This window comes from Streptomyces sp. NPDC037083 (assembly GCF_055606485.1).
Genome location: NZ_JBVJSQ010000008.1, coordinates 217,846 through 242,576 on the forward strand (window position 1 = coordinate 217,846; position 24,731 = coordinate 242,576).

General features: G+C 73.2%; 15 protein-coding genes. 9 read left to right on the plus strand and 6 right to left on the minus strand.

What is annotated here, in order from left to right; all coding sequences use genetic code 11:
• Positions 1–32: 32 nt before the first annotated feature.
• The 3 genes from dacB to ACZ7DE_RS22880 form a co-directional block, all read right to left on the minus strand.
• Positions 33–1,406, minus strand: a complete 1,374-nt coding sequence (gene dacB, locus ACZ7DE_RS22870) for a D-alanyl-D-alanine carboxypeptidase/D-alanyl-D-alanine endopeptidase (protein ID WP_470763970.1) — start codon at positions 1,404–1,406, stop codon at positions 33–35.
• A gap of 147 nt (positions 1,407–1,553) precedes the next feature.
• On the minus strand, positions 1,554–3,122 hold the full coding sequence (locus tag ACZ7DE_RS22875) for a hypothetical protein (RefSeq protein WP_470763972.1): 1,569 nt from the start codon (positions 3,120–3,122) through the stop codon (positions 1,554–1,556).
• A gap of 209 nt (positions 3,123–3,331) precedes the next feature.
• Positions 3,332–3,931 carry a hypothetical protein gene (locus ACZ7DE_RS22880; protein ID WP_470763974.1) on the minus strand — a complete coding sequence of 200 codons (600 nt, stop codon included), beginning with the start codon at positions 3,929–3,931 and terminating at the stop codon, positions 3,332–3,334.
• 335 nt (positions 3,932–4,266) lie between these two features.
• Here ACZ7DE_RS22880 and ACZ7DE_RS22885 point away from each other — a divergent pair, with 335 nt between their 5' ends.
• The 6 genes from ACZ7DE_RS22885 (at position 4,267) to ACZ7DE_RS22910 (ending at position 13,609) form a co-directional block, all read left to right on the plus strand.
• Positions 4,267–4,560, plus strand: a complete 294-nt coding sequence (locus tag ACZ7DE_RS22885) for a DUF6355 family natural product biosynthesis protein (protein ID WP_470763975.1) — start codon at positions 4,267–4,269, stop codon at positions 4,558–4,560.
• A 237-nt stretch (positions 4,561–4,797) separates the two neighbouring features.
• Positions 4,798–8,100 (plus strand): AfsR/SARP family transcriptional regulator, encoded by a 3,303-nt coding sequence (locus ACZ7DE_RS22890; RefSeq protein ID WP_470763977.1) that lies wholly within the window; start codon positions 4,798–4,800, stop codon positions 8,098–8,100.
• Positions 8,090–10,360 (plus strand): AfsR/SARP family transcriptional regulator, encoded by a 2,271-nt coding sequence (locus tag ACZ7DE_RS22895; protein ID WP_470763979.1) that lies wholly within the window; start codon positions 8,090–8,092, stop codon positions 10,358–10,360. The genes ACZ7DE_RS22890 and ACZ7DE_RS22895 overlap by 11 nt, the downstream gene beginning before the upstream one ends.
• Before the next feature lie 93 nt (positions 10,361–10,453).
• Positions 10,454–11,395 carry a helix-turn-helix domain-containing protein gene (locus ACZ7DE_RS22900; protein WP_470763981.1) on the plus strand — a complete coding sequence of 314 codons (942 nt, stop codon included), beginning with the start codon at positions 10,454–10,456 and terminating at the stop codon, positions 11,393–11,395.
• 504 nt (positions 11,396–11,899) lie between these two features.
• Positions 11,900–12,868 (plus strand): alpha/beta hydrolase, encoded by a 969-nt coding sequence (locus ACZ7DE_RS22905; protein WP_470763984.1) that lies wholly within the window; start codon positions 11,900–11,902, stop codon positions 12,866–12,868.
• A 21-nt stretch (positions 12,869–12,889) separates the two neighbouring features.
• On the plus strand, positions 12,890–13,609 hold the full coding sequence (locus ACZ7DE_RS22910) for an alpha/beta fold hydrolase (protein WP_470763986.1): 720 nt from the start codon (positions 12,890–12,892) through the stop codon (positions 13,607–13,609).
• A gap of 165 nt (positions 13,610–13,774) precedes the next feature.
• On the opposite strand, the gene ACZ7DE_RS22915 is transcribed toward ACZ7DE_RS22910, so the two are convergent.
• Positions 13,775–14,716 (minus strand): TIGR01777 family oxidoreductase, encoded by a 942-nt coding sequence (locus ACZ7DE_RS22915; RefSeq protein WP_470763988.1) that lies wholly within the window; start codon positions 14,714–14,716, stop codon positions 13,775–13,777.
• 74 nt (positions 14,717–14,790) lie between these two features.
• Complete coding sequence (locus ACZ7DE_RS22920) at positions 14,791–16,782, minus strand: flavin monoamine oxidase family protein (protein WP_470763990.1); 1,992 nt, start codon at positions 16,780–16,782, stop codon at positions 14,791–14,793.
• Between the two features lie 329 nt (positions 16,783–17,111).
• Between ACZ7DE_RS22920 and ACZ7DE_RS22925 the strand changes: the two genes are divergently transcribed.
• On the plus strand, positions 17,112–19,166 hold the full coding sequence (locus ACZ7DE_RS22925; RefSeq protein ID WP_470763992.1) for a discoidin domain-containing protein: 2,055 nt from the start codon (positions 17,112–17,114) through the stop codon (positions 19,164–19,166).
• A gap of 34 nt (positions 19,167–19,200) precedes the next feature.
• Positions 19,201–19,830: a TetR/AcrR family transcriptional regulator gene (locus tag ACZ7DE_RS22930; protein ID WP_470763993.1), complete on the plus strand. Its 630-nt coding sequence runs from the start codon at positions 19,201–19,203 to the stop codon at positions 19,828–19,830.
• A 103-nt stretch (positions 19,831–19,933) separates the two neighbouring features.
• Here ACZ7DE_RS22930 and ACZ7DE_RS22935 read toward each other — a convergent pair whose 3' ends face one another.
• Complete coding sequence (locus ACZ7DE_RS22935; protein ID WP_470763995.1) at positions 19,934–22,000, minus strand: SpoIIE family protein phosphatase; 2,067 nt, start codon at positions 21,998–22,000, stop codon at positions 19,934–19,936.
• Between the two features lie 146 nt (positions 22,001–22,146).
• Between ACZ7DE_RS22935 and ACZ7DE_RS22940 the strand changes: the two genes are divergently transcribed.
• Positions 22,147–24,609, plus strand: a complete 2,463-nt coding sequence (locus tag ACZ7DE_RS22940) for a SpoIIE family protein phosphatase (protein ID WP_470763996.1) — start codon at positions 22,147–22,149, stop codon at positions 24,607–24,609.
• Positions 24,610–24,731: the final 122 nt, after the last annotated feature.

Genomic DNA, 24,731 nt, shown 5'->3' on the forward strand with positions numbered 1-24,731 from the left:
GGGGCCGGCTCGCCGGAGCCGGCCCCTTCGCGCTACGCCCAGCAGCCGTTGACGGTCGCCGCGAGACCGTCCATGGCGTCCTTGATGTCGTTCGCGTTGGCCGTGGAGCCGTTCTCGACGAACGAGAAGACCTTCCACCTGCCGTCCTTGCCCTGCGTCAGACCGCTCAGGGCGATGGCCCCGGTGAGGGTGCCGGTCTTCGCGCGCACCTTGCCGACGGCGCACTTGGAGTTCACGTCGTCGAACCGGCCCCACTCGGGGCCGAGGGTGCTGCCCGCCTCGCCGGAGACGGGCAGCCCGTCGAGGATGGAACCGAGGATGGGGGCGTATCGGGTCTCCGCCAGCAGTTCGAGGATCTCCGCCAGGGTGGCGGCCGGAATGCGGTTGGCCCGCGAGAGACCGCTGCCGTCGTAGACCTCGAAGTGGTCCAGGGACACCCCGTAACGCCGGCTCAGCACCTCGCGCACGACCTGCGTGCCGCCCTCGAAGGTGGCCGGCCGGCCCGCGCCCAGGGCGGTCGCCCGCAGCAGGGTCTCCGCGATGTCGTTGTCGCTGACCTTGATCATCTTGTGGACGATGTCCGACAGCGGTGCCGACCGGTGCCGTGCCACGGGCACAACGCCCGGGCTCGCCGTGGCGCGGGCGACGGCGCCGTCGACGGTGACGCCGGCCGCGGCGAGCTGCTGGGCGAAGACCTGCCCCGCGTCGATCGAGGTGTCCTGGACGCCGTGCCCGTCGACGACGAGCGCACGCACGGGGGCGACGGAGTCGGGGTAGTAACCGGTGTTCCAGCCGTTGGCCAGGGTCGGTTCGGGGAACAGGCTGTCGTCCACGGCGACCTTCACCGAGGTCAGCCCCGCCGCCTTGAGGCCCGCGACCGCCGTGTTCGCCAGCTCGGCCAGGTCGGCGCCGGTCAGGGTCCGGTCCCCGCCGCCGACGAGGGTCAGGGTGCCGTCGCCGTAGACGACCTTCGTGGTGAACCGGTGGTCCGGGCCGAGCACGGTCAGCGCGGCGGTCGCGGTGGCGAGCTTGGTGTTGGACGCCGGCATCAGCGCGATCGCGCCGTTGTGGTCCCAGAGAGTCCTGTCCGACGCGGAGTCCAGGACCACGCCGCTGACGTTCGAGCCCAGCCGCTGGTCCAGGACCCGGGTCTCCAGGTTCGTGATCATCTGCTGGTCGTCCGCGCCCGGACCCCGGCCCGGCGCGGTGTCCTTGGCCGTGGTCCCGACGCCCTTCCCGGCGGCGAAGGCCGAGGGGCCGGCCAGCGCCGCCGAGGTGACGGGCACGGCCAGTGCGAGCACGATCGCGCGCCGGAGACCGGCGCCGTTCTGCCGGGCCTTGCGATGCCGGCGAGCGCCGCCCGGGACGAAGGAATTCACGGAGGATTCCGCCGTTTTGTCGTTCATTTGGTTGTCTCAAGGCTTTCGTGTGGGGGCCCTGCACATGAGAATTCCGGCGCACTTTATCACCCGTCACATACGACCCACAGGTAACTCATTCATGGGCTGACGGATTTTCAGTGGCCGGAAATTCCCCGCCCTTTCATGCCTTGTTCACAGGCCCGATCCCAGGCTCTGCGTGGTGTACGCGCACTCCGTGTAGATGTAGCCCGACCGGAGCTTGGCCGTGTCCGAGGCGGGCGTGGCGAGACTGTCGCCCTTCGGCTTGTGCAGGAAGTACGTGGTGCCGACCGGCAGGCTGATCGTGCGCTCCGGATAATTCTTTCCGCTGTTGCTGCACGGTTCGAAATTCGGGTTGAGGGTGCTGCCGAGGGAGTACGCCGTGCAGCTGCCGCACGCCTTGAGGGTGAAACTCCCGGTGACCGGGCCCGTGTAGAGAACGGTGACCTCGTCGGGGCTGTCGTTCTGCACCGTGACCGAGATGCTGCCGCCGCTGCGGGTGGTCGGCAGGGTCTTGCCGGCGGCCGGCACGGTCTGGGCGATCTCCGCCGCTATCGCGATCTTCTTCGCCCGGGCCGCGTTCTTGGCCGTCTTGTGGGCGGAGGCGTACTCGGTCATCGTCGTCTGGGCCGACTCGAAGTCGCCGTCCTGGTACTGGTCCACCCCGCAGGTGTACGCGCCCGTGTCGGCGCTGCCCGTGGCCCGCCGGGAGTCCTTGTCGAGGGCGTCGCCGACGTCCGTCCGTTCGGTCTGCAGGCCGTCGATCTGGGTGCCCAGGGTGCGCAGCCGCTCGACCGCCGTGCAGGGCTCGGCCCCGCTCAGGTCCTTCTCCGTGCGGACGACGGCCGCTGCCACGGCCGGTTCGACCTTCGCGGCCTGCTCGGACCTGGGGAAGGCGGTCAGCAGTTCCCCGAACTGCGACGTCCAGGTGGCGTCGCCGGCCGTGAGCGCCTTCGACGCGCATTCGTACAGCGAGGTGGCCAGGCGGTCGTCGGGCCAGGCCCTCAGCTCACCGAGGTCCGTCCCGGGCAGGCTCTCGGGAACCGTGCGCAGATACTTCAGCGGCGCCGTGGCCTCGCAGTAGTCGCCCTTCTCGAAGGGGGCGCCGACCGTCGTGTAGAAGGTCTTCATCCGCCCGGGCACCCGTTCGGCCGCCCGGGACCCGGCGTGATCGGTCCTCAGGTCCGAGTAGACCCGCAGGGCCTTGCGGTAGTCGGCCTCGGCCGTGCCGAACGGCTTCTCCCCGGCGGCCTGCACCAGACGGTCGGCCTCGTCGAGCCGGTCGAGGAGCATCTCCTGGATCGCCTCGTCCCGCGCGCTGTCGTACAGCACGACGCCGCCGGCCGGCGCCACGAGCAGGAGCAGCCCCAGACCGAGCGCCAGGGGCGCGCTGCGCAACCCGGACAGCGGGGTGCGCAGGCCCACCCGGGCGCCGTGCGCGGCCACCGCGACGAGGAACGCGACGTACAGAACGAGCGCGAGGGCCGGGACGCCGTCCGGATCGGCGGGCAGCGCCGCGAGGAGCAGCGCGGCGGTGGCGATCCAGCACAGCGCCATGAGGGCCCAGCGGCGCACCAGTGCGTAACCCAGGCCCAGCCCGCTGAGGTTGAGCACGGCCACCGCGACGGCCCGCGCTCCGTCCGCCGGGGCCGGCGGCGGCGCCGCGGGCATCGGCGGTGCCTGGAAGGTGTAGTCGTATCTGCCGTACTGGTCCCCCGACATGGCGGCTCCCCCCGTCAACTGCACCCGTACATCTACGATTTGTCAGTCTACGGGCGATGGGGGGGCGCCGACAGGGGCGGCGGGAACCCACGCGGTGATCCGCGCCGCGAACTGCTCGCACACAGCGGGCCGGGGGGACGGAAAGCCGGCCGGGCCGCCACGCGGGGCGTGCGTGGCGGCCGCGGCTTCGCTATCGCGTCCGGCATGGGTCAGGCCACACCCCCCACCGTCTTCTTGCGGCGCAGGGTGTAGAGGCCGGTGCCGGCGAGGGCGAGGATGCCGAGTCCGCCGGCGGTGAGGGAGGGGCCGGCGAGGGCGCCGCCGCCGGTGTGCATGCCGCCGCTGGGCTTGTCGTGCTTGCCGCTCCAGCCGCCGGCGTCCTCCTTGCCGCCGTTCCAGGAGTCCTCGCCCTCCTGGGCGGCGTCCTGGCTGCGGCCGTGCTCCTTCTCGGCGGCCTTGTCCTTGTAGGTCTCGGGGTCGAAGCGGGGGTCCTTGGCGGCGGAGCCGTCACGGTCGCCCTCGCCGACGGCCGCCAGCGCGCCGCCCCCGGTGTGGATCCCGCCGTGCGGTGCGTCGTGGCCCTCCTTGTCGTGCTTGCCGGACCAGGAGCCGTCGCCCTTGCCGGTGGAGGAGCCCTCCTCCTTGCCGGTGGAGGAGCTCTCCTCCTTGCCGGTGGAGGAGCTCTCCTCCTTGGTGTAGGACGAGCCGTCGTGGTCCCAGTCCCCGTCGGCCGCGTAGGCGCCCGGAGCGCCGATGGCGAGAGCGGCCGTGGCCGCCGCGGTGGCCAGGATCATACGAGCAGAGCGCATCTGATGGTCCTTCCGTCACGACCGGGCAGCCGACACCTCGTCAGCTCACCTGACCCGGCCTGACGTGATCCACCGTCAGTCAGTCGACGCGCCCCCACCACTCGGGGCGCTCACCCGGGTGAACCGGGCCGCCCCTGCCCCCGTGCCGCGCCGGCGACTCCCCCTCACGGCATGATCACCCCCACGGCGTAACGGTGAAACGATTCGCGGGGTGAAGGGCGCGTGACGTCCGATCAACTCCGGGGGCGGGACCACGATCCTGGTCCAGGTCCGCCACTCAGCGGACCTGGGCTTTTCCCAGTTCTTACCCCTCCCTCCGGCTAAGGAGTTCTGCTGTGCGTGTTCGTCGTTCGGTGCTCGGCACCATCGGTTCCGCCGCTCTCGTGCTCGCCTCTCTCGGCGCGGTGACCACCGTCACCGCGAGCCCCGCGGCCGCGGACCCCTGTGGCTTCTACGAGACGAGCTCCGACGCGTTCTACAACCACTGCACGTCCGACGGCTCAAGGGTGGTCATCAAGGTCGAGGTCGCCCTCGCGCCCGACTATGAGCGGTGCGTCGGACCGGGCACGTCCTGGCTGGGCTCGGCCTCCAAGATCCAGGGCGCCTACTACACCGGCCGCCTCTGCTGACGGGCGCTCACTTCGCGATGACCGGGGTCCGGGACGAAACCGTCCCGGACCCCGGACCCGGGACCCCGGGCGGCCTGCCGGCGGTCGTGCGAAGCCCTCGAGAGACGTCCGCCCCCCGGCTTCCGCCGCGAGTGGCCACCCCGCTGAGCAGCCGGAACGCCCCGTCCGTAACTCTGGGTAACTGCACTCCTGGCGTAAAGTCGAGCCCGGGGGAGGACGAGCCGGAGGGGGGATGAGGTGCCGCTGGAGCCGGTGCGGTTCGCGGTCCTGGGGGACGTCCGGGTGTACCGCGGGGACGCCGAGCTGGACCTCGCGGGGCCGCAGGAGCGGGCGTTCCTCGCTCTGCTGCTGGTCGCGGCGGGGCAGCCGATCGCCGTGAGCGAGATCGTCGAGGTGCTCTGGGGGCCCGAGCCGCCACACAGCGCGGTCAACGTCGTCCGACGTCGGGTCGGTTCGCTGCGCCGGCTGCTGGAACCCGGCCTCGCCGCCCGTGCGGAGGGCCGTTGGCTGGTGCGGGACGCCGGCGGATACCGGCTGGCGACCGACGGTGACTCCTCCGATCTGCTGCGGTTCCGCGCGCTGCGCGAGGAAGGCCGCAGGATCGCCCGTCGGTCACCCGAGCGGGGACTCCAACTCCTCACCGAGGCGCTGACGTTGTGGCGTGGACCGGTCGCGGCGGACATCGCCGGACAGGTCCTTGCGCATCCGGCGTTCGCCGCGGTGGACCGGGAGCGACTCGCCGCGGTGCGGGAAGCGGCGGAGGCCGCGTCGCGAGTCGGGACGCCGGAAGCGGTCCTGCCCGAACTGCGGCGGGCCGCCGCCCGGCATCCACTGGACGAACCCCTGCAGGCCGGCCTGATCCTGGCGCTGGCGTCGGTCGGGCGTCGCCCGGAGGCGCTGGCCGTCTACGAGGCCGTACGAACGCGGCTGGCCGAGGAGTTGGGGATCGACCCCGGCGCCGAACTGCGAGAGGCGCGGGACGCGGTCCTGCGGGATCCGCACCCGGCGGCGGCCGGGACCGCGCGGGACCCCCTGGACCCGCAGGGCGTGCGGGACACGCCGGGGGCGCGGCCTTCCGGGGGCGTTCAGGTCCCGTGGGGGGTGCGGGATTCCCAGGGCGGGCAGGTCCCGCAGGGCGGGCAGGTCCCGCAGGGCGGGCAGGTTCGACTGGGCAGGCAGGTTCGGCAGGACGCGCAGGTCTCCCAGAGCGCGCACGTCCCGCAGGGCAGGCAGGTTCGGCAGGGCGCGCAGGTCTCCCAGGGCGGGCAGGTCCCGCAGGGGGCGCAGGATTCGCAGAGGTTGCAGGGCGCGCAGGATCCGCGGGGCGCGCGGGACCCGAGAGGCACCCAGGATCCGCTGGGCGCCCAGAATCCTCAGGGTTTGCAGGCCCCGCAGGGGGGTGAGCGGGTCCCGGAGGGCGTGCGGGTCCCGGAGGGTGTGCAGGGTGCGGAGGGCGGGTCCTCGGGCCCGGAAGGCCTTGCCGCGCGTCCGGTCGTCGCTTCGCCTCCCGCTCAACTGCCGCGTGACGTCACGGCGTTCACGGGACGACGAGCTGAACTCGACGAGGTGCTGGGACTCTTCGGCGCGGACGTGCCGCAGCCCGGGACCGTGGTGATCAGCGCCCTCGGCGGCATGGCGGGCGTCGGCAAGACCACGCTCGCCGTGCACTGGGCGCACCGGGTCGCCGACCGCTTCCCCGACGGCCAGCTCTACGTGAACCTCCGTGGCTTCGATCCTTCCGGCGCGGTCATGGAGCCCGGTGAGGCGGTCCGGGGGTTCCTGGACGCGCTCGGGGTGCCGCCGGAGCGCGTCCCGCACGGAGTGGACGCCCAGGCCGCGCTCTACCGCAGCGTGCTCGCCGGGCGGCGGGTCCTCGTCGTGCTGGACAACGCGCGCGACACCGAGCAGGTGCGGCCGCTGCTGCCCGGCTCGCCCGGCTGCCTCGCCATCGTCACCAGCCGCGACGAACTGCCCGGGCTCGTCGCCGCGCACGGCGCCCACCCCCTGACCCTGCGCCCGTTCGACGCCGGCCAGGCGCGGGCCTTCCTGGTCCGCCGACTGGGCGCGCAGCGGGTGGCGGCCGAACCCGGGGCGGCCGACGAGATCGGGGAACTGTGCGCCGGACTGCCCCTCGCCCTCGCCTGCGTCGCCGCCCGCGCCGCCGTCCACCCCCACTTCCCCCTGTCCGCCGTCGCCGCCGAACTGCGCGAGGCCCACGGCAGCCTCGACGCCTTCGCGCGCTCCGACGCCACCGTGGACGTCGGCACGGTCTTCTCCTGGTCCTCGCGCGCGGTCTCGTCCGAGGCGGCGCGGCTGTTCCGGCTGCTCGCGCTGCATCCCGGCCCCGACTTCACCCTCCCGGCCGCCGCCGCGCTGGCAGGCCTGCCCGAACGCCGGACCCGGCCGCTGCTGGCCGAGCTGACCGGTCTGCACCTCGTCGCCGAACACACTCCCGCCCGGTACGCCTTCCACGACCTCCTGCGCGCGTACGCCCGCGAACTCGTCCACGAGCAGCACCCCGAGACCGACCGCCAGGCGGCGCTGCTCCGGCTGTACCACCACTACCTGCACACCGCCCACGCGGCCGACCGGCTCCTCGCCCCCAACGCGGACCCGCTGCCCCCGCCCGCGGCGCCCGTCGGCGTGCACGCCGTCCTCCTCGCCGACGACGACCGCGCCCTGGCCTGGCTCACCGCCGAACACGCGGTGCTCCTCGCCGTCGTCGACGTGGCAGCCGCGTCCGGAACGCCTGCGCAGCAGCGGCTCGCCTGCCAACTGGCCTGGTCCCTGGAGCCGTTCTTCGACCGGAGGGGCCACTGGCACGACGGACTGACCGTGCAGCGCACCGCTCTCGACGCCGCCCGGCGGCTCGCCGACCCGGTGCTGGTGGCCCGCGGCCTGCGCGGACTGGCCCGCGTGGAAGGCCGGCTCGGACTGCACGCGCGGTCCGTGCCGCGTCTCGAACAGGCCCTGGACCTGTTCACCGAGCTGGACGACGACTCCGGCCGCGCCCACACCCACCGCAGCCTCGGCTGGGAGAGCGAGCAGCGCGGGGACCTCCCCGGCGCCCTGCGTCACAACCAGCTCGCCCTCGGCCTGTTCCGCACCCTGGGCGATCGTGCCGCGCAGGCCAGCGTCCTGAACTCGGTCGGCTGGTACCACGCCCTGCTCGGCGAGTACCGGCAGGCCCTGACCCACTGCTTCGAAGCCCTCGCCATGCTCCAGGAACTCGGCGACCGCTACGGGCAGGCCGCCACCTGGGACAGCATCGCCTACGCCCACCACCGCCTCGGCCGCCACCCGCACGCCCTCCTCGGCTACCGCAACGCCCTCGCGCTGCTGCGTGACCTGGGCGTGCCGTACCTCGAGGCCGACATCCTCGTCCGGGTCGGCGAGACCCACCTCGCCACCGGCGACCACGAGGGCGCGCGCACCGCCTGGAAACAGGCCCTCGTCCTCCTCAGCGGTCTCGGGCACCCCGACGCCGAGCGGGTCGAGGCGCTGCTGAACGCACGGGACGGCCGCGCCGGTGCCGGTTGAGACCGCGCCCCGGCAGACCGGGGACACGAGCGCGGCGATGCGGTTCCAGGTGCTGGGGCCCGTCCGGCTGTGGCGGGACGGGCATGAGCTCGACCCGGGCTTTCCCCAGCAACGCGCGCTGCTCGCGCTGCTCCTGGCGCACACGGGCCGGCCCGTGCCGCCCGGCGAGATCCTCGACGCGCTGTGGGGCGAACGGCCGCCCGCCAGCGCGGCGAACGTGGTGCGGCGATACGCGGGCGCGCTGCGGCGGCTGCTGGAACCGGGGCTGGCGCCCCGCACCCCGGGCCGACGCCTGCTGCGTCGCAGCGGCGGCTACCTCCTCGAGGCGGACACCGACGAGGTCGACCTGCTGCGCTTTCGCGACCTGACCCGGCGCGGCAGACGGGCGGCGGCCACCGGAGGTGCCGAGGCGGCGGCCCGGCACCTCGTCCTGGCGCTGGAGGAGTGGCGCGGACCGGTGGCGATGGGGATCCCCGCGTCGGTGCGCGAGCACGTCCAGTTCACGGCCGTCCGACGGGAACTCCTGGACACCACGCGGCTGGCGGCCGACGCGGCCCTGCAGTGCGGCCTCGCCGAGCAGGTGCTGCCCGCCCTGCGCCGGGCCGTCGCCCACGACCCCCTCGACGAGCCGCTGCACGCCCGACTCGTGCTGGCCCTGGCCGCCTGCGGCCTGCAGGCGGAGGCGCTGCGCGCGTACGACGACGTCCGCCGGCGGCTCGCCCACGACCTGGACATCACCCCAGGCCCCGAACTCACGGCGGCGCACACCCGCGTACTGCGCCAGGAGGTCCCACCTCGATTGAGGTCCGGCCCCATGGTGAACCTCGGCCTGCCGACCGAAGTCCTGGAGCTGCGCCCGACCCCGCACTGCGCACAACCGGGCACGTCGACGGCGCCGGGCGTTCCCGGACCTGCCGTCCTCGGCCCTGTCGTTCCTGGGCATGTCACTTGTGAGGCCGGCACCTTGCGGTCCGTCGACTCGGGCCGTACGGAGTCCGGTTCGGCCGACCTCGCGTCCACGGTTTCCCAGGGCCGTGCGCCCGGGCCCGGCGCGCCCGGGCCTGCGGTGCCCGCAGCCGAGGCGCCCACGCCGGCCCGTGCCGGGGGCACGGGGTGGGAAGACCTCGGACCCGAGGTGAGCGAGGTCGGTGACGCCGGTGGCGTCCACGGTGGGGGAGGCGTTCGGGCTGTCCGACACCCCGGCTTCGTGCGGCCTGCTCAGCTGCCCCCGGCGCTTTCCCCTTTCGTGGGGCGGGCTGTCGAGTCGGAGTGGCTTGAGGGCGCCGTCGGTTCGGGGGCGGGGGTCGTGTCGGTCGGCGGGCCGGCCGGTGTCGGCAAGAGCGCCCTCGTCGTGCAGTGGGCGCACCGGGTCGCCGATCGTTTCCCGGACGGGCAGTTGTACGTCGCGTTGCGCGGTTTCGACGCGGCCCTGCCCCCGGTGGAGCCCGGCGACGCGCTGCGCGCCATGCTCGGGGCGCTCGGGGCGCCCCCGCCGCGCATGCCGGACGGCGGAGTGGACGCCCTGGCCGGCGTGTACCGCACCCTTCTCGCGGGCCGACGTGTCCTCGTGGTCCTCGACGACGCCGACGGCACCGAACAGGTGCGGCCGCTGCTCCCGGCCGCACCGGGCTGTCTGGCGCTGGTCACCAGCCGTCGGACCCTGCCCGGTCTGGCGGTCTCGGGGGCGCCGACCCTGCTCCTGGCACCGCCCTCGACCGAGGACGCCCGTGCGTTGCTCACCGCCCGGATCGGCGCCGAGCGGGCGGCCGCCGAACCCCGGGCCGTCGACGAGATCGTCGCCCGGTGCGGCCGGCTGCCCCTGGCACTGGCCGCCGTCGCCGCACGCGCCGTCAGCCGACGGGACTTCCCGCTCGGCGCGCTCGCCGGGGAACTGCGTGAGGCCCACGGCACCCTCGACGCCCTCCCCGCCACCGGCGCGGCCTTCCTGAACTCGTACCGCCGCCTGTCGCCGGACAGTGCGCGGCTGCTGCGACTCCTGTCGCGGCACAGCGGGGCGGACGTCACCCCGGCGGCGGCCTCGGTGCTCGCCGGGCTGCCGGTGCGTCGGGCTCGGCTGCTCCTCGCCGCCCTTGCCGACGCCCACCTCCTCACCGAGCACGCTCCGGGGCGCTACGGACTCCACGAGCTCGTGCGCGCCTTCGCCGCCGAACGCGAACGCGAACGCGAGCACGAACGCGAGCACGAACGCGAGCGCGAAGGCGAACGCGCCGGGACGGAGGACGTGCCCAGCGGTGCGTGAACCGATTTCACTCCGTCGTCACTCTTTTTGCACATCCGCCGACCTACGGTCCGGACGACACGATCGACGGTCCCCCGGAGGCTACGGCGGAAGATGCCCACCACCAGTTCCAGCACCTGTGACAGCACCAGTGCCTTCGACCGGCGTGCGAGCCGGACACCCCCGGGCGTCGACATCGTGTGGGGCGAGGAGACACCCGCCCGGCTGCCCGGCGAGGGCGCGCCGGACCCGGCGCACCGGCTGGTCGCCCGCGACGGAGGGGAGTACCTCTTCGTCGGTCTGCGCGGAGTCGTCGGCCGACCGGACGCCGAGGCGGCCCGGAAGTCCGCCCGTCCGAGCGAGCCCGTCGGCCTGCGGCTGGCGCCCGGCGACGTCTGCTTCTACGACGTGCGCCGTGCCCCCGTGCTCGCGTTGCCCGAACCGTCCCGTGCGACGGTGTTCCTCGTGCCGGCCGGTCTGCTGGACCTGGCGGAGCCCGACGTGCGCAGGCTCGCCCGGACGCCCGTCGCCCGCGGCTCCCGGCTCGGCGCCCTGCTGTCCCCGCTGCTGTCCGACCTGGCCCGGGCGGCGGCCGAGGCCCGGCCGCCGGTCGGCGAGATGCTCGCCTGGAACGCCGTGAACCTCGTGTCGACCCTCGCCGCCGAACAGTTGGGCACGGGTTCGCCGGGGTCGCCGGGCACGCATCCGCCGGTGCTGGCGCGGATCCTGGAGTACGTCGAACTGCATCTGACCGACCCCGACCTCTCCCCGGAGGGCATCGCCCGCGCGCACCACATCTCGGTGCGCTATCTGCACAAACTGTTCAAGGACGAGGGCTTCACCGTGGGCCGGTGGATCCTGCGCCGCCGCCTGGAGGAGTGCCGGCGCGACCTGATGCGGCAGGGGCGGGGGAGCCGGACCATCGCGGCCGTGGCCGGCCGATGGGGTTTCCTGAGCGCCACCCACTTCAGCCGGGTCTTCCGTGCCGCCTACGGCATGTCCCCACGCGAATGGCGGGACACCACCGGGGACGCGGCACGACCCGGCCAGGACTGAATCCGCCCACAGCCGACCACCCACCACCCGGCATCCGCAGCCGGCACCCGGCACTCTGCCCCCGGCGTCCGCTGCCGCCCTCCGGCGCCTTTGGGTGGGCGTCGGCCGCGCCCCGGGAAACGGCCCGAATACCGGGTCATTCCGGCGAGGAACGCCAGCCGACTTTTCGCGCGGCGTTTATGACCGGCGATTGCCGGGCGCGGGACGCGGGAAATCGGAAATCGCCCCACGCCCGTTCCGCGGTACCGGCCGAGAGCGCTCTCCCCGTGCCGGCGCGGCGCGTTCGAGCAGTCCAGAGGCGCGCGGCGGCGGCGACGGCTGTGACGCCTCTTTGTCCATCGGGTGAACGGCCCGGTAAATGTCCGCGTCGTGCGGCTCGAGGCGTGACCCGCGTTCTGTGCGCTGTCGGAACAGCGGCGGTGCACGCGGGGACAAACTCCGGCCGCGCACCGGATTTAGCGTGACGGGGCGAGACAGCGCACATCGAGAACAGCAGGAGAAGCCATGTCCGACGTCGTCGAACCGGTCACGCCGGTGCTCGAACCCGAGGCCGCGGCGTTCGCCGAGGCCACCGCCAACCCGCCGTACCTGTTCGACCTGCCTCCGGCGGAGGGGCGCAAGGCGGTCGACGAGGTCCAGTCCGGTGAGATCCACAAGCCGGAGGTCGACGAGGAGTGGATCACCGTCTCCGGCGGTCCGACGGGCAGCGTCCGCGCCCGGATCGTCAGGCCGGCCGGCGCCGAGGGCGTCCTGCCCGTGATCCTCTACATCCACGGCGCGGGCTGGGTGTTCGGCAACGCCCACACCCATGACCGGCTGGTGCGCGAACTCGCCGTCGGCGCCGAGGCCGCGGTCGTCTTCCCCGAGTACGACCTCTCGCCCGAGGCCCGCTACCCGGTCGCCATCGAGCAGAACTTCGCGGTGGCCCGGTGGATCGTGGAGCAGGGCGCGACCAAGGGCCTGGACGGCGGCCGGCTGGCCGTGGCCGGCGACTCCGTCGGCGGCAACATGGCGGCCGCCCTCACCCTGATGGCCAAGGAGCGCGGCGGCGTCCCGCTGGTCCAGCAGGTGCTGTTCTACCCGGTGACCGACGCGAGCTTCGACACCGGCTCCTACCACCAGTTCGCGGAGGGCTACTTCCTGCGCCGCGACGGCATGCAGTGGTTCTGGGACCAGTACACGACCGACGAGGCCGAGCGCGCCCAGGTCACCGCGTCCCCGCTGCGGGCGACCGCCGAGCAGCTCGCGGACCTGCCCCCGGCGCTGGTCGTCACCGGCGAGGCCGATGTGCTGCGCGACGAGGGCGAGGCCTACGCGAACAAGCTGCGCGCGGCCGGCGTGCCGGTCACCGCGGTGCGCTTCCAGGGCATCATCCACGACTTCGTGATGCTGAACGCGCTGCGCCCGACGTACGCCGCCGAGGCCGCCATCACCCTGGCCGTCGGCACCCTGCGCGACGCCCTGCACGTCTGACCTTCAGGAGACAGCACACCTATGACCACCACCACGCCCACCGTCGTCCTGGTCCACGGCGCGTTCGCCGACGCCGCCAGTTGGTCCGGCGTCATCGCCGAGCTCCAGGGCCACGGCATTCCCGTGATCGCCCCGCCCAACCCGCTGCGCGGCCTCGCGTCCGACGCCGCCTACGTGACCTCGGTCGCGGCCCAGATCGACGGTCCCGTGGTCCTCGTCGGCCACTCCTACGGCGGCGCCCTCATCACCGTCGCCGGCGTCACGGAGAACGTCGTCGGTCTCGTCTACGTCGCCGCCTACGTCCTGGAGGAGGGCGAGAGCCTCGGCGAACTGCAGGGCCGCTTCCCGCTGTCGCCGCTGGTCGGCAACCTCAAGCAGTGGACGTACCCGGTGCCGGGCGGTGACCCGGCCGTCGAGGTCACCATCGCCGAGGACGCCTTCCCGTCGGTGTTCGCCGCCGACGTGCCCGCGGACGTCACCAAGATCCTCGCCGCGGCCCAGCGCCCGTTGGCGGCCGCCGCGTTCGAGGAGACCGCGGCCGCGGCCGCCTGGAAGGGCAAGCCGTCCTGGGCGCTGGTCGCCGGTGCGGACGAGGCGATCAACCCCGAGGTCGAGCGCTTCGGCGCCAAGCGGGCCGGGGCGACGGTGGTCGAACTCGACGGCGCCTCCCACGCGGTGGCCGTGTCCCGGCCGAAGGCGGTCGCGGACCTGATCGTCGAAGCGGTGCGCGCCACGAGCTGACGCCCACGAGGACGGCCGCGCGGACGTGACCCCCCTGTGCGCGTCCGCGCGGCTTCGGCCGCCGCCGGGCAGCCGCCGGCCCCGCCTGTTCCGGCCCGCGTCACGCGGCCCCGGCCGGCCGCACGCCCCGTCCCCCCCGCCCCCCGGCCCCCCGGCCCCCGCCCGTCAGCGGCCGCGCACCCGTCGTACGAGGTCGGCGGCGGCCTCCGGCCACGCGGGGTGGTCGAAGGCGAAGCCCGCGTCGAGCAGCCGGCCGGGGACGACGCGCCGGCTCTTGAGCAGCAGTTCGGTGTCCGACCGCAGGGCGAAGGCGCCGAGTTCGGCCATCCACTTCGTCGCGGGCAGGCCCACCGGCACGCCCCACGCTCCGCGCAGCGCGCGCATGAAGTCGCGCTGTGGGAGGGGCGAGGGGGCGGCGAGGTTCACCGGTCCGTCGAGGTCGTCCCGGGCGATCAGGAAGTCGACCGCGCGGACGAAGTCGTGGTCGTGGATCCAGGACACGTACTGCGCGCCGCCCGCGACCGGACCGCCGAGCCCGAGCCGGGCCAGGCGCAACAGGACGTCGAACACACCGCCCCGGTCCGGGCTCATCACCATCGCGGACCGCAGCGCCGTCTTGCGGGTGTGCGGGGTGTCGGCCTTCTCCTGCTCCCGCTCCCAGGCCGTCGCGATGTCGACGCTGTAGCCCCAGTAGGCCGGGACGCCGGGCTCGCCGCCGCCGATCACGCCGGTGGCCTCGTCGTGGGGGGCGTCGAACCGGTGGGCGTAGACGGTGGCGGTGCTCATCTGCAGCCAGACCCTCGGTGGCCGCCGGGAGGCGGCGATCGCCTCGCCCACCACCCGGGCGGAGTCCACCCGGGAGTCCATCATCTCCTTGAGGTTGACGGGCGTGTAGCGGCAGCTGACGCTGCGCCCGGCCAGGTTGACGACGACGTCGCTGCCGTCGACCGCCTCGGTCCATGGGCCGAGCGTCCTGCCGTCCCATTCGATCTCGCCCCGGCCCGCGGGCCGCCTGCTCAGCACCACGACCTCGTGTCCGGCCGCGGTCAGCGCGCGCCGCAGGACATTGCCCACCTGCCCGGTCCCGCCGGGTAGCACGATCTTCACGAGTAGGGCCCCCTCCTTGGTCCGAAGAGGACCCTACTCCCTATTTGAACGTGTTCAAAACCCTGTCGGGGCACTCACGCCCGATGCGCCTCCAGAGCGGCCCGGACCCCCGACTCCAGCGCGCCCTCGATCCACGACGGCTTCACCGAGGTGTGGTCGCCCGCGAAGTGCAGCGGCCCCTCGGGCGCGCGGATGGCCCCGAGCAGCTCCGTGTGCTGGCCGGGGAGCAGGACGGACGCCTCCCCGCAGGCGTACGGATCGCGTAGCCAGCTCTGGGTGCGGCCGGCGCCCGTGTAGAACACCTCGACGCGCCGGCCGTAGACCTGCTGCAGTCCGCGCAGGGCGTGCGGATAACGGGCGTCGTCGTCGAGCGAGTCCCAGCGCGAGGCGTCGTCGGCCCAGCTGTAGGAGGCCAGGACGACACCGCCCTCGCTGCCCTCGACCCGATGGGAGGGGTTGATCATGAACCGGTTCGAGTTGTCGGAGACCGAACCGCCGCCGACGATGTGCGCCGCCTCCGGCTGGTCACGGCCGGCCCACCGGTTGGCGGCGTGGTGCGCGCGCTGCCCCGGCGTGATGTGTCCGGGCGGCACGGACGGATGGGCGCCCAGCAGGCTTCCGTCGTCCGGCGTCCTCCCGGCCCGGTACTCCTCGTACAACCCGGGCCGCACGGCGTCGAGTTCGCGCTTCCAGTCCGCCTCGGCGAACTCCCACCAGCGGCGGCTGAACTCCAGCAGCACCTTGGTCGCGCTGTCGTAGTGCAGCTCGGCGACGGCGCGCCGCTTCTTGTACGACATCAACGGACTGATCTGCACCTGCCGAAGCCCGGAGAACGGCACGGTGACGATCGCGAGATCGGCGGTGAACTGCTCGCGCACCACCTTGCCGTCACGTCCCTCGGAGACGGTGTCCACCCACACGTGCGGCCCGTCGGCGTGCACGTGCGAGGTGCTGTCGTCGCCCTGCCGGTCCCGCGCCCAGTACTCGATGCGCGTCACCCGCCGGTCGAGCCGCAGGACGTCGGCGACCTCCTTCAGCAACGCGTCCGGGAGCGTGGCGGTGCCGCCGGCCAACTCCCAGAACTCGGTGTCCGGGTTGATGAGGGAGGCGCTGATGAAGCTGTGGATGAAGGACAGCGGGAGCCGGGAGGTGAGGTTCTCCAGCGTGCCGACCAGGTCGACGGTCCGCTCGTCCAGGCCCGCCTCCTCGGTCAGGAACCGGTACATCGACCAGTCGCCGAACCGCTGCACGACCCGTGCCCATCCCTGCACCCGTTCCGGCAGCGGCTTGTCCACCCGTCGGCCGTCCGGGCCGCGGGTGCTGAACTCGTCGCGTACCGGGTCCAGTGCCTCGCGCAGGATGGTCGAGGACGGGGTGTCCCAGAGGGCGCGGGGCACGCCGAACGACCGGTTGATCCGGCGCGGCGACCTCGCGTACTCGGAACGGCGCACCCGGACGCCGTTGACGTGCAGCCAGGCGTTGTTGACGGGCCTGCCGTGGGCGTCCACGTCCACGAGGTGGAACCGGCGCCGGTCGAGGCCGAGACCGTCGATGAGGCTCATCACCAGCGGGTGGCTGCCGGGGATCCGCATCGCGCCCGCCTCCGCGTACTGGCGTGCGTCGGCGAACGCCTGCGGCGCCTGCTCGTGGCCGCCGGTGCGGAAGGTCTTGATGCGGCCTCCCACCCGGTTGCCGTTGGCCTCCACGAGGGTGACCCGGTGTCCTGCGCGCTTCAGCAGCCAGGCGGCCACCAGCCCGGCGGGCCCGGCGCCGACCACGAGCACCTTCTTCGCGGTCCTCGTCCTGGCCCGGGGGAGTCCGCCGTCGAGCACCTTCTCGTAGCGGGGCACCAGCGGCCGGTCGTCCTCGTCGACCACCAGCAGCGCCCGGGCGACCGCCAGACAGGTCTTCCAGTCGGCGGTGGACCGCGACGGGGCGGCGGGTCGCCTGTCAAGGGCCTCGGCGGGGCCGGTGACCGTGAGCGCGGCGGCCGTCGTGGCCGTGGCCGCGGCGAACCGCCGACGCGAGAGGCGACCGTGGTCTACAGAATCCTGCGGATTGTCCATATGCCCTGGATAGGGGCAGGGCGCGGGCGCCGAAGGCCGCTCCCGCGGATGATCACCTGAACGTGTAGGCGCATCGACCGGAGCCGTGCAACTACCGGAGGGGCGTGGGGGGTTTACGCGGGGCACCCGTACGTATCGGGGCAACCGCCCCGGCTCGACGGCCCATCGCCCCGGCTCATCAGGTCAACCGTCCCGGACTATTGACTCGGAACGGAGTCTGTCGCGATCCTCGTCGCACTATCTTGCGCCGGTCATGACAACCGCAGGGGCAGTTCCAACGCCCTCGTCGACCGCGCCTTCACGCCGACCGAAGGACGTGGGCTGTGACCATGACCGGACGCCCGTACCGCAGACGCCGGGACCTCACCGTCGTCTCGCTCCTCCTCCTCGTGCTCGCCGCGGTCCTCGGCCCCACGCCGAGCTCGGCGGCCGGCGCGGACTGGTGGACGCCGACGGCCAGGCCGAACCCCGACGCGCAGATCAACGTCACCGGCGAACCGTTCTCCGGCGTCGACTCCGCCGGCGAGGTACGCGGGTTCGTCGACGCCCACAACCACCTGTTCTCCAACGAGGCCTTCGGCGGACGGCTGATCTGCGGCAAGGTGTTCTCCGAGTCCGGCGTCGCCGACGCGCTCAAGGACTGTCCCGAGCACTACCCCGACGGCTCGCTCGCGCTCTTCGACTACATCACCCACGGCGGCGACGGAAAGCACGACCCGGCAGGCTGGCCCACGTTCAAGGACTGGCCGGCCTACGACTCGATGACCCATCAGGCGAACTACTACGCCTGGGTGGAACGCGCCTGGCGCGGCGGACAGCGGGTGCTCGTCAACGACCTCGTCACCAACGGCATGATCTGCTCCGTCTACCCGTTCAAGGACCGCGGCTGCGACGAGATGACGTCGATCCGCCTCCAGGCCAAGCTGGCGTACGACCTGCAGGCCTACGTCGACAAGCAGTACGGCGGCGCCGGCAGGGGCTGGTTCCGGATCGTCCTCGACAGCGCCCAGGCCCGTGAGGTCGTCAAGCAGGGCAAGCTGGCCGTCGTCCTCGGCGTGGAGACCTCCGAGCCCTTCGGCTGCAAGCAGATCCTCGACATCGCGCAGTGCGGCAAGGCCGACATCGACAAGGGGCTGGACGAGCTCTACGGGCTCGGCGTGCGCAGCATGTTCCTGTGCCACAAGTTCGACAACGCGCTGTGCGGCGTCCGGTTCGACGAGGGCGGCCTCGGAACGGCCATCAACGTCGGGCAGTTCCTGTCGACGGGCACCTTCTGGAAGACCGAGAAGTGCACCGGGCCGCAGCACGACAACCCCATCGGCACCGCCGCCTCGAAGGCGGAGTCGGACCTGCCCGCGGGCACCGAGGTCCCCTCGTACGACGCTGACGCGCAGTGCAACACCCGCGGGCTCACCTCGCTCGGCGAGTACGCCGTCCGCGGCATGATGAAGCGCAAGATGATGCTGGAGATCGACCACATGAGCGTCAAGGCCACCGGCCGGGTGCTCGACATGTTCGAGGCCGCCTCCTACCCCGGCGTCATCTCCTCGCACAGCTGGATGGACCTCAACTGGACCGAGCGCGTCTACTCCCTCGGCGGCTTCGTCGCCCAGTACATGCACGGCTCGCAGGGGTTCGCCGCGGAGGCCCGGCGCACCGACGCGCTGCGTGACAAGTACGGCGTGGGCTACGGCTACGGCACCGACTTCAACGGCATCGGCGACCACCCCGCCCCGCGCGGCACCGACGCCCCGAACAAGGTGACGTACCCCTTCAAGAGCGTCGACGGCGGCTCCCTGATCGACCGTCAGACGACCGGATCGCGCACGTTCGACGTCAACACCGACGGCGCCGCCCATGTGGGCATGATCCCGGACTGGATCGAGGACGTCCGGCTCGTCGGCGGCCAGGACGTGGTGAACGACCTCCTCCGGGGCGCCGAGTCCTACCTCGACACCTGGGGCGCGTCCGAGCGGCACCAGGCGGGCGTCAACCTGGCCAGGGACGCCTCGGCCACGGCCAGCTCGTCCGAGTCCAACCCGTTCACCAGCTATCAGCCGGGCCGGGCCGTGGACGGCGACACCGGCACCCGCTGGGCCAGCGACTGGAGCGACGACCAGTGGCTGAGCATCGACCTCGGCGCCACGAACCTCGTCAAGCGCGTCACCCTCGACTGGGAGCGCGCGTACGGCAAGTCGTACCGCGTCGAACTCTCCACCGACGGAGTGAACTGGCAGACCGCCTGGTCCACCGACTCCGGCGACGGCGGCCTGGACACGGCCTCCTTCACCGGCACGCCGGCCCGCTACGTCCGGGTGCACGGCCTGGACCGCGGCACCGACTGGGGATACTCGCTCCACGAGGTGGGCGTCCACAGCAGCTGACGGCCGCCGGAGGACGAACGCGAAGGACACGCACATGGCACGCATGCCGTCGGCCGAACGGCGCCGGCAGCTGACGGAAGCGGCGATCAGGGCGATGGCCCGGGACGGCGTCGCCAAGACGACGACCCGGTCCATCGCCGCCGAGGCGGGCGTGTCCCTCAGCGTCTTCCACTACTGCTTCGACTCCAAGCAGGCCCTGGTGGAGTCCGTCATCACGACCATCACCGACCACTCCGTGACCGTGGTCCAGGAGGCGCTGCGGCCCAGGGCGAGCCTGGAGGAGACCGTCCGGGCCGGATTCCAGGCGTACTGGGACCATGTGCGCGCGCACCCCGACGAGCACATGCTGACCTACGAACTCACCCAGTACGCCCTGCGCCAGCCGGGATTCGAGCACCTGGCCCGGCGCCAGTACGAGATGTACGGCGAGGCCTACACGGAGCTCATCGAGCAGCTCCGCGGCAGCATGGACTTCCGGCTGCGCGTCCCCGTCTCCGCACTGGCCCGCTATCTGGCCGCCATGACCGACGGTCTGACCCTCAACTACCTGGTGCTAGGCGACGAGGCGGCCTGGACCGACATCCTGGACACGGTCACCGCCCACATCGCGGGCCTGGTCATGGCCGACGGACCGGACGCCGCGCGTGAGGCGCCCCGGACGTGATCCGCCGCGCCGGCGAACCGGGACGCCCGGCCCAGCCGACTGTCCGGCGGCCAGCCGTCCGACAGCCCGCCGTCCGCCAGGCGGCCGGTGAAGCAGCCGCCGGCTACACGGCCCGGGCCACGAGCAGGGCCACGTCGTCGTGGTCCTCGGGATGGCGCAGGCCGTACAGCAGCAGGTCGCAGATCTCCTCCAGGGGACGGCCGGGTTCGTCCAGGAAGCCCAGCAGGACGTCCAGCCTGTCGTCGATGGTGTGGTGACGCGTCTCGACGAGTCCGTCCGTGTAGAGGACCAGCAGGTCACCGGGGGAGAGGTCGACCGTGGTGGCCTCGAACGGCACGCCGCCGACGCCCAGCGGGGCTCCGGAGGGCAGGTCGAGCAGCCTGGGGGCGCGGCCGGGCCGGGCCAGCGCGGGCGGCATGTGTCCGGCGTTGGCGACGAGGCACTGCCCCGTGCCGGGATCGAACACGGCGTACAGGCAGGTGACGATGTAGTGCTCCAGGTCGCAGGTGATCTTGTCGAGGTGCTGGAGCACGGAGCCGGGTTCGAGATCGAGGTCCGCGTAGGCGCAGGTGGCGGTGCGCAGCCGGCCCATGGTGGCGGCGGCGTCGATGCCGTTGCCCATCACGTCCCCGACGACCAGCGCCGTCTTGTCGTCGGTCAGGGGGATGACGTCGTACCAGTCGCCGCCGACCTCGCTGGTGGCTTGCGCGGGCTGGTAGCGGGAGGCCAGTTCGAGGCCGGTGTGACGGGGCGCGTGGTCCGGCAGCAGACTGCGCTGCAGGGTGAGCGCGGTGTTGCGCACGCTCTGGAACCAGCGGGCGTTGTCGATGGCGACGGCGGCCCGGCCGGCCAGCTCCACGGCGAGGACCACGTCGTCCTCGTCGAACGGCAGCGGGTTGCGGGTGCGCTTGAGGTCGAGGGCGCCGAGCACCTCGCCATGGGCGATCAGCGGCACGGCGAGATACGAGTGGACGCCGGCGCGGGCCAGCAGCGAGCCGGCCTCCGCGTCCCGGGCGATCCGGGGCAGGTCGCGGTCGCCGACGTGCCGCACCAGGACCGGGCGGCCGGTGTGCACGCACAGGGTGACCAGCCGGTCTCCGTCGTAGGCCGCGAGGTCGCCGGGGGGATCGGCGGCGCGCAGCGCCACGGTGGGGTGGTCCGCCTTGAGCGCGAGGGCGCGGAACAGCTCCGGGCCGTTGTCCGGCCTGCGGGTGCGACGGCAGGCCAGGGCGGAGTCGAGGATGTCCACGGCGACCACGTCGGCGAGCTGGGGGACGGTGATCTCGGCCAGTTCGTGGGCGGTCCGCCCCACCTCCAGGGCCGTGCCGACGCGGGTCGACGCCTCGGCGATGAGGGCCAGACGGCGGCGGGCCCGGTCGGCCTCGGCGGCCGCGCGGTGCCGTTCGGTGACGTCGACGACCGAGGCGGCCGCGCCCAGCACCCGCCCGCCCGGATCCTCCAGCCGGTAGAACGACAGGGACCAGGCGTGCTCGTGCTCGGGGTCGGTCGGCGGCCGGCCCACGTGGTACTGGTCGAGCAGCGGCGTGCCGGTGGTGAGCACCTGACGCAACGCGGACTCGATGGTGTCGATGTCGGGCAGCAGCAGGGTGTCCCTGAGGCGACGGCCGACGTGATCCTCGGCGGGAACCCCGTCGATGCGCGACAGCGCCGGGTTCACCAGGAGGTAGCGCAGGTCCGGGTCGAGCAGGGCCAGACCGATCGGGGACTGGTTGATCAGCCGCTCGCACAGGGCCAGGTCCGTCTCGACGCGCTGGAGCAGCGTGTGGTCGGCGGCGATGCCCAGGGCGTAGACGTCCCCGAGATCGTCCTGCAGCCGCATGTTGCGGAACTCCATCAGACGGGTGCTGCCGTCCTTGTGCCGGATGGGAAAGGCCCCGGCCCAGCTCCGGCCGGTCTCCAGCACCTCCGCGAACAGCTTGGCCACGGCCTTGAGGTGCTCGGGGTGGATGAACAGCCGCGCCGCGTACTTGCCCAGCGCCTCCTGCGCGCTGTACCCGATGAGCTCCTCCGCCTGCGGGGTCCAGAACACGATGCGGCCGTCGGCGTCGACGACCATCGCGGACACGCTCAGCACGTCGAGCAGGCCGGTGGGCGGGGGCGTCTCCGGGCGGTACGCGTCGCCGTCCGAGCGAATGGCGTCGGATGTCATCGCAGATCCTCCTCAGCCCTCCCAGCCCTTCCATGCTGCCTCCCGCTCGGCGCGTGCGGAAGCCGAGCGGGGCCCGGCCCGGTCCGGCGGCGCCGTGCGCATCGGCCTGACTGGCAGGACCATGGTTCGTGTGGAGGACGGCACCCATGGATGCTGCGCGAGAAGCTTTCGAGGCCCCGACGCCCGCAGGACCGGGCGATCTCCTGGACGCGTCCACCGACGCGGCCGCGGTCGTGTCCGCGGACGGCATCGTGATCGGCTGGACCCGGCAGGCTGAGACACTCCTCGGCCGGCCGGCGGCGGACGTGGTCGGCCGCTCCGCCGCGGAACTCGTGGCGATGCCCCGCGACCCGCTGCGGGTGGCAGGCGTCGCGGAGCGGTGCCGCGTGGGCATGGGGTGGAGCGGCGTCGTCTCCGTACGGCACTGCGACGGCCGCCCCGTCGACGTCGACCTGCGCGTCTCCGCCTCCTTCCGGATCGGCGGGACGGAGTGCTTCCTGATCTCGGCGCGCGAGCGGAGCGGGCGGTGGGAGGTCGGCCAGTCCGTCCTCGACGGGTTCCTGACCCGCTCCCCGGTCGGAATGGCCGTGCTGGACCTGGAACTGCGGTACGTGTGGCTGAACGACACCCTGGAACGTTTCGGCGGCGTGCCCCGCGAGCAGCGGCTGGGGCGCCGGCTGAGCGAGCTGCTGCCCGGCCTGCAGGCGGTCGCCATCGAGGAGCTGATGCGCAAGGTCCTGGACGACGGCGCCCCGGTCACCGACTACGAGTACCTGGGGTGGAGCTGGGCGGACCCGCACCGCCGGCATGCCTACTCCACGTCCTTCTTTCCCCTCGTGGACGCCGACGACCGCGTCACCGGAATCTGCTACATGGTCCAGGACGTCACCGAACGGTGGACCGCCCGCCAGCTGTTGTCGCTGGTCAACGAGGCGGGGACACGCGTCGGCACGACCCTGGACGTGATGCGCACTGCGCAGGAGCTCGCCGACTTCTGCGTCCCCCGCTTCGCCGACTTCGTCGTCGTCGACCTCCTGGAGACCGTGGTCGGCACGGAGGGGCACGCCGTGGGGCCGGCCGACGCGGAGCCGGACCCCGCCCGGCCGTCGATGCGCCGCGCCGGAATGAGCTCGGTGCGCGCGGGCTGCCCGGAGGCCGTGGCACGCATCGGGGACCGCGTGGACTTCGTCCCCCCGCCGCACGACGCGAGCCTGCTCGTCGACGGCGAGCCCGTCCTCATCCCGGTGCTGGATCCCTCCGACGAGCTGTGGGTCGCCGAACAGCCCGCGAGAGCGGCGAGCATCGCCCGGTTCGGCCTCCACTCCCTCATCTCCGTGCCGATGCGGGCCCGCGACACCGCCCTGGGCCTCGCCACGTTCGTACGGTCGCACAACCCCGTCCCCTTCCAGCCCGACGACGTGCTCCCGGCCCGGGAGCTGGTCGCGCGAGCCGCGCTGTGCGTCGACAACGCCCGCCGGTACGCCAGGGAGCACGCGGCCGCCGTCACCCTGCAGCGCAGTCTGCTGCCGCAGGCCCTGGCGGGCGGCACGGCGCTGGAGGTGGCCTCCTCCTACCTTCCGGCCGACCCCACCGACGGCGTCGGCGGCGACTGGTTCGACGTGATCCCGCTGTCCGGGGCGCGCGTGGGTCTCGTCGTCGGCGACGTGGTGGGGCACGGCATCGCCGCCGCGGCGAGCATGGGCCGGCTGCGTACCGCGGTGCAGACCCTCGCCGAGATGGACATGCCCCCCGACGAGCTGCTGGCCCACCTCGACGACCTGGTGCTCCGGCTGAGCGCGGAGCGGACCGACGACACGGGCGCCCAGCACGGCTCGACCGCCTTTCTCGGGGCCACCTGCCTGTACGCCGTCTACGACCCGGTGACCAGGCGGTGCACGATGGCCCGGGCCGGGCATCCGCCGCCCGTCGTGGTCGCCCCCGACGGCCGGGTGTCGTTCCCCGAGCCGCCGGCCGGGCCACCGCTGGGGCTCGGTGGGATGGCGTTCGAAGCCGCCGAGATCGAGCTCGCCGAGAACAGCCTGATCGGTCTCTACACCGACGGTCTCATCGGCGGAGCCGACCAGGACATGGAAGACGGCATGGCCCGGCTGGGCGAGGTCCTCGCCCGGTCCGACACCGATCTGGACGCCCTGTGCGCGTCCGCGGTGCGCCGGCTCGTGCCCGGGCCCCAGCCCGACGACATCGCCCTGCTCCTGGCGCGCACACACGCCCTCGGCGCCGACCGCGTCGTGTCCTGGGAGGTGCCCGCGGACCCGGCCGCCGTCGCCGACGTCCGCGCCCGGGCGACCCGCCAGGTGGAGGCCTGGGGCCTGGGCGACCTGGCCATGACGTCCGAACTCATCGTGAGCGAGCTGGTCACGAACGCGGTGCGCTACGCCGCCCCGCCCATACGGTTGCGGTTGCTCTGCGACGCGCGTCTGACCTGCGAGGTCGCCGACGGCAGCAGCACCGCCCCGCGGCTGCGACACGCCCGGATCACGGATGAGGGGGGCCGCGGCCTCTTCCTGGTGGCCCAGCTCGCCCATCGCTGGGGCGCCCGGTACACGGCCGACGGAAAGATCATCTGGGCCGAGCAGGAGATTCCCTGAGGGAGACGTGCACGCAGGTCCGTCCGCGCGCGGACGGCGGGGCGTCGTTCGTCGCCTCCCCGGCCCCCGGGACGCATTGCCCGGTGCCGGCGCCGGCGTCCGTGCGGGTCCAGGTGCCGGGG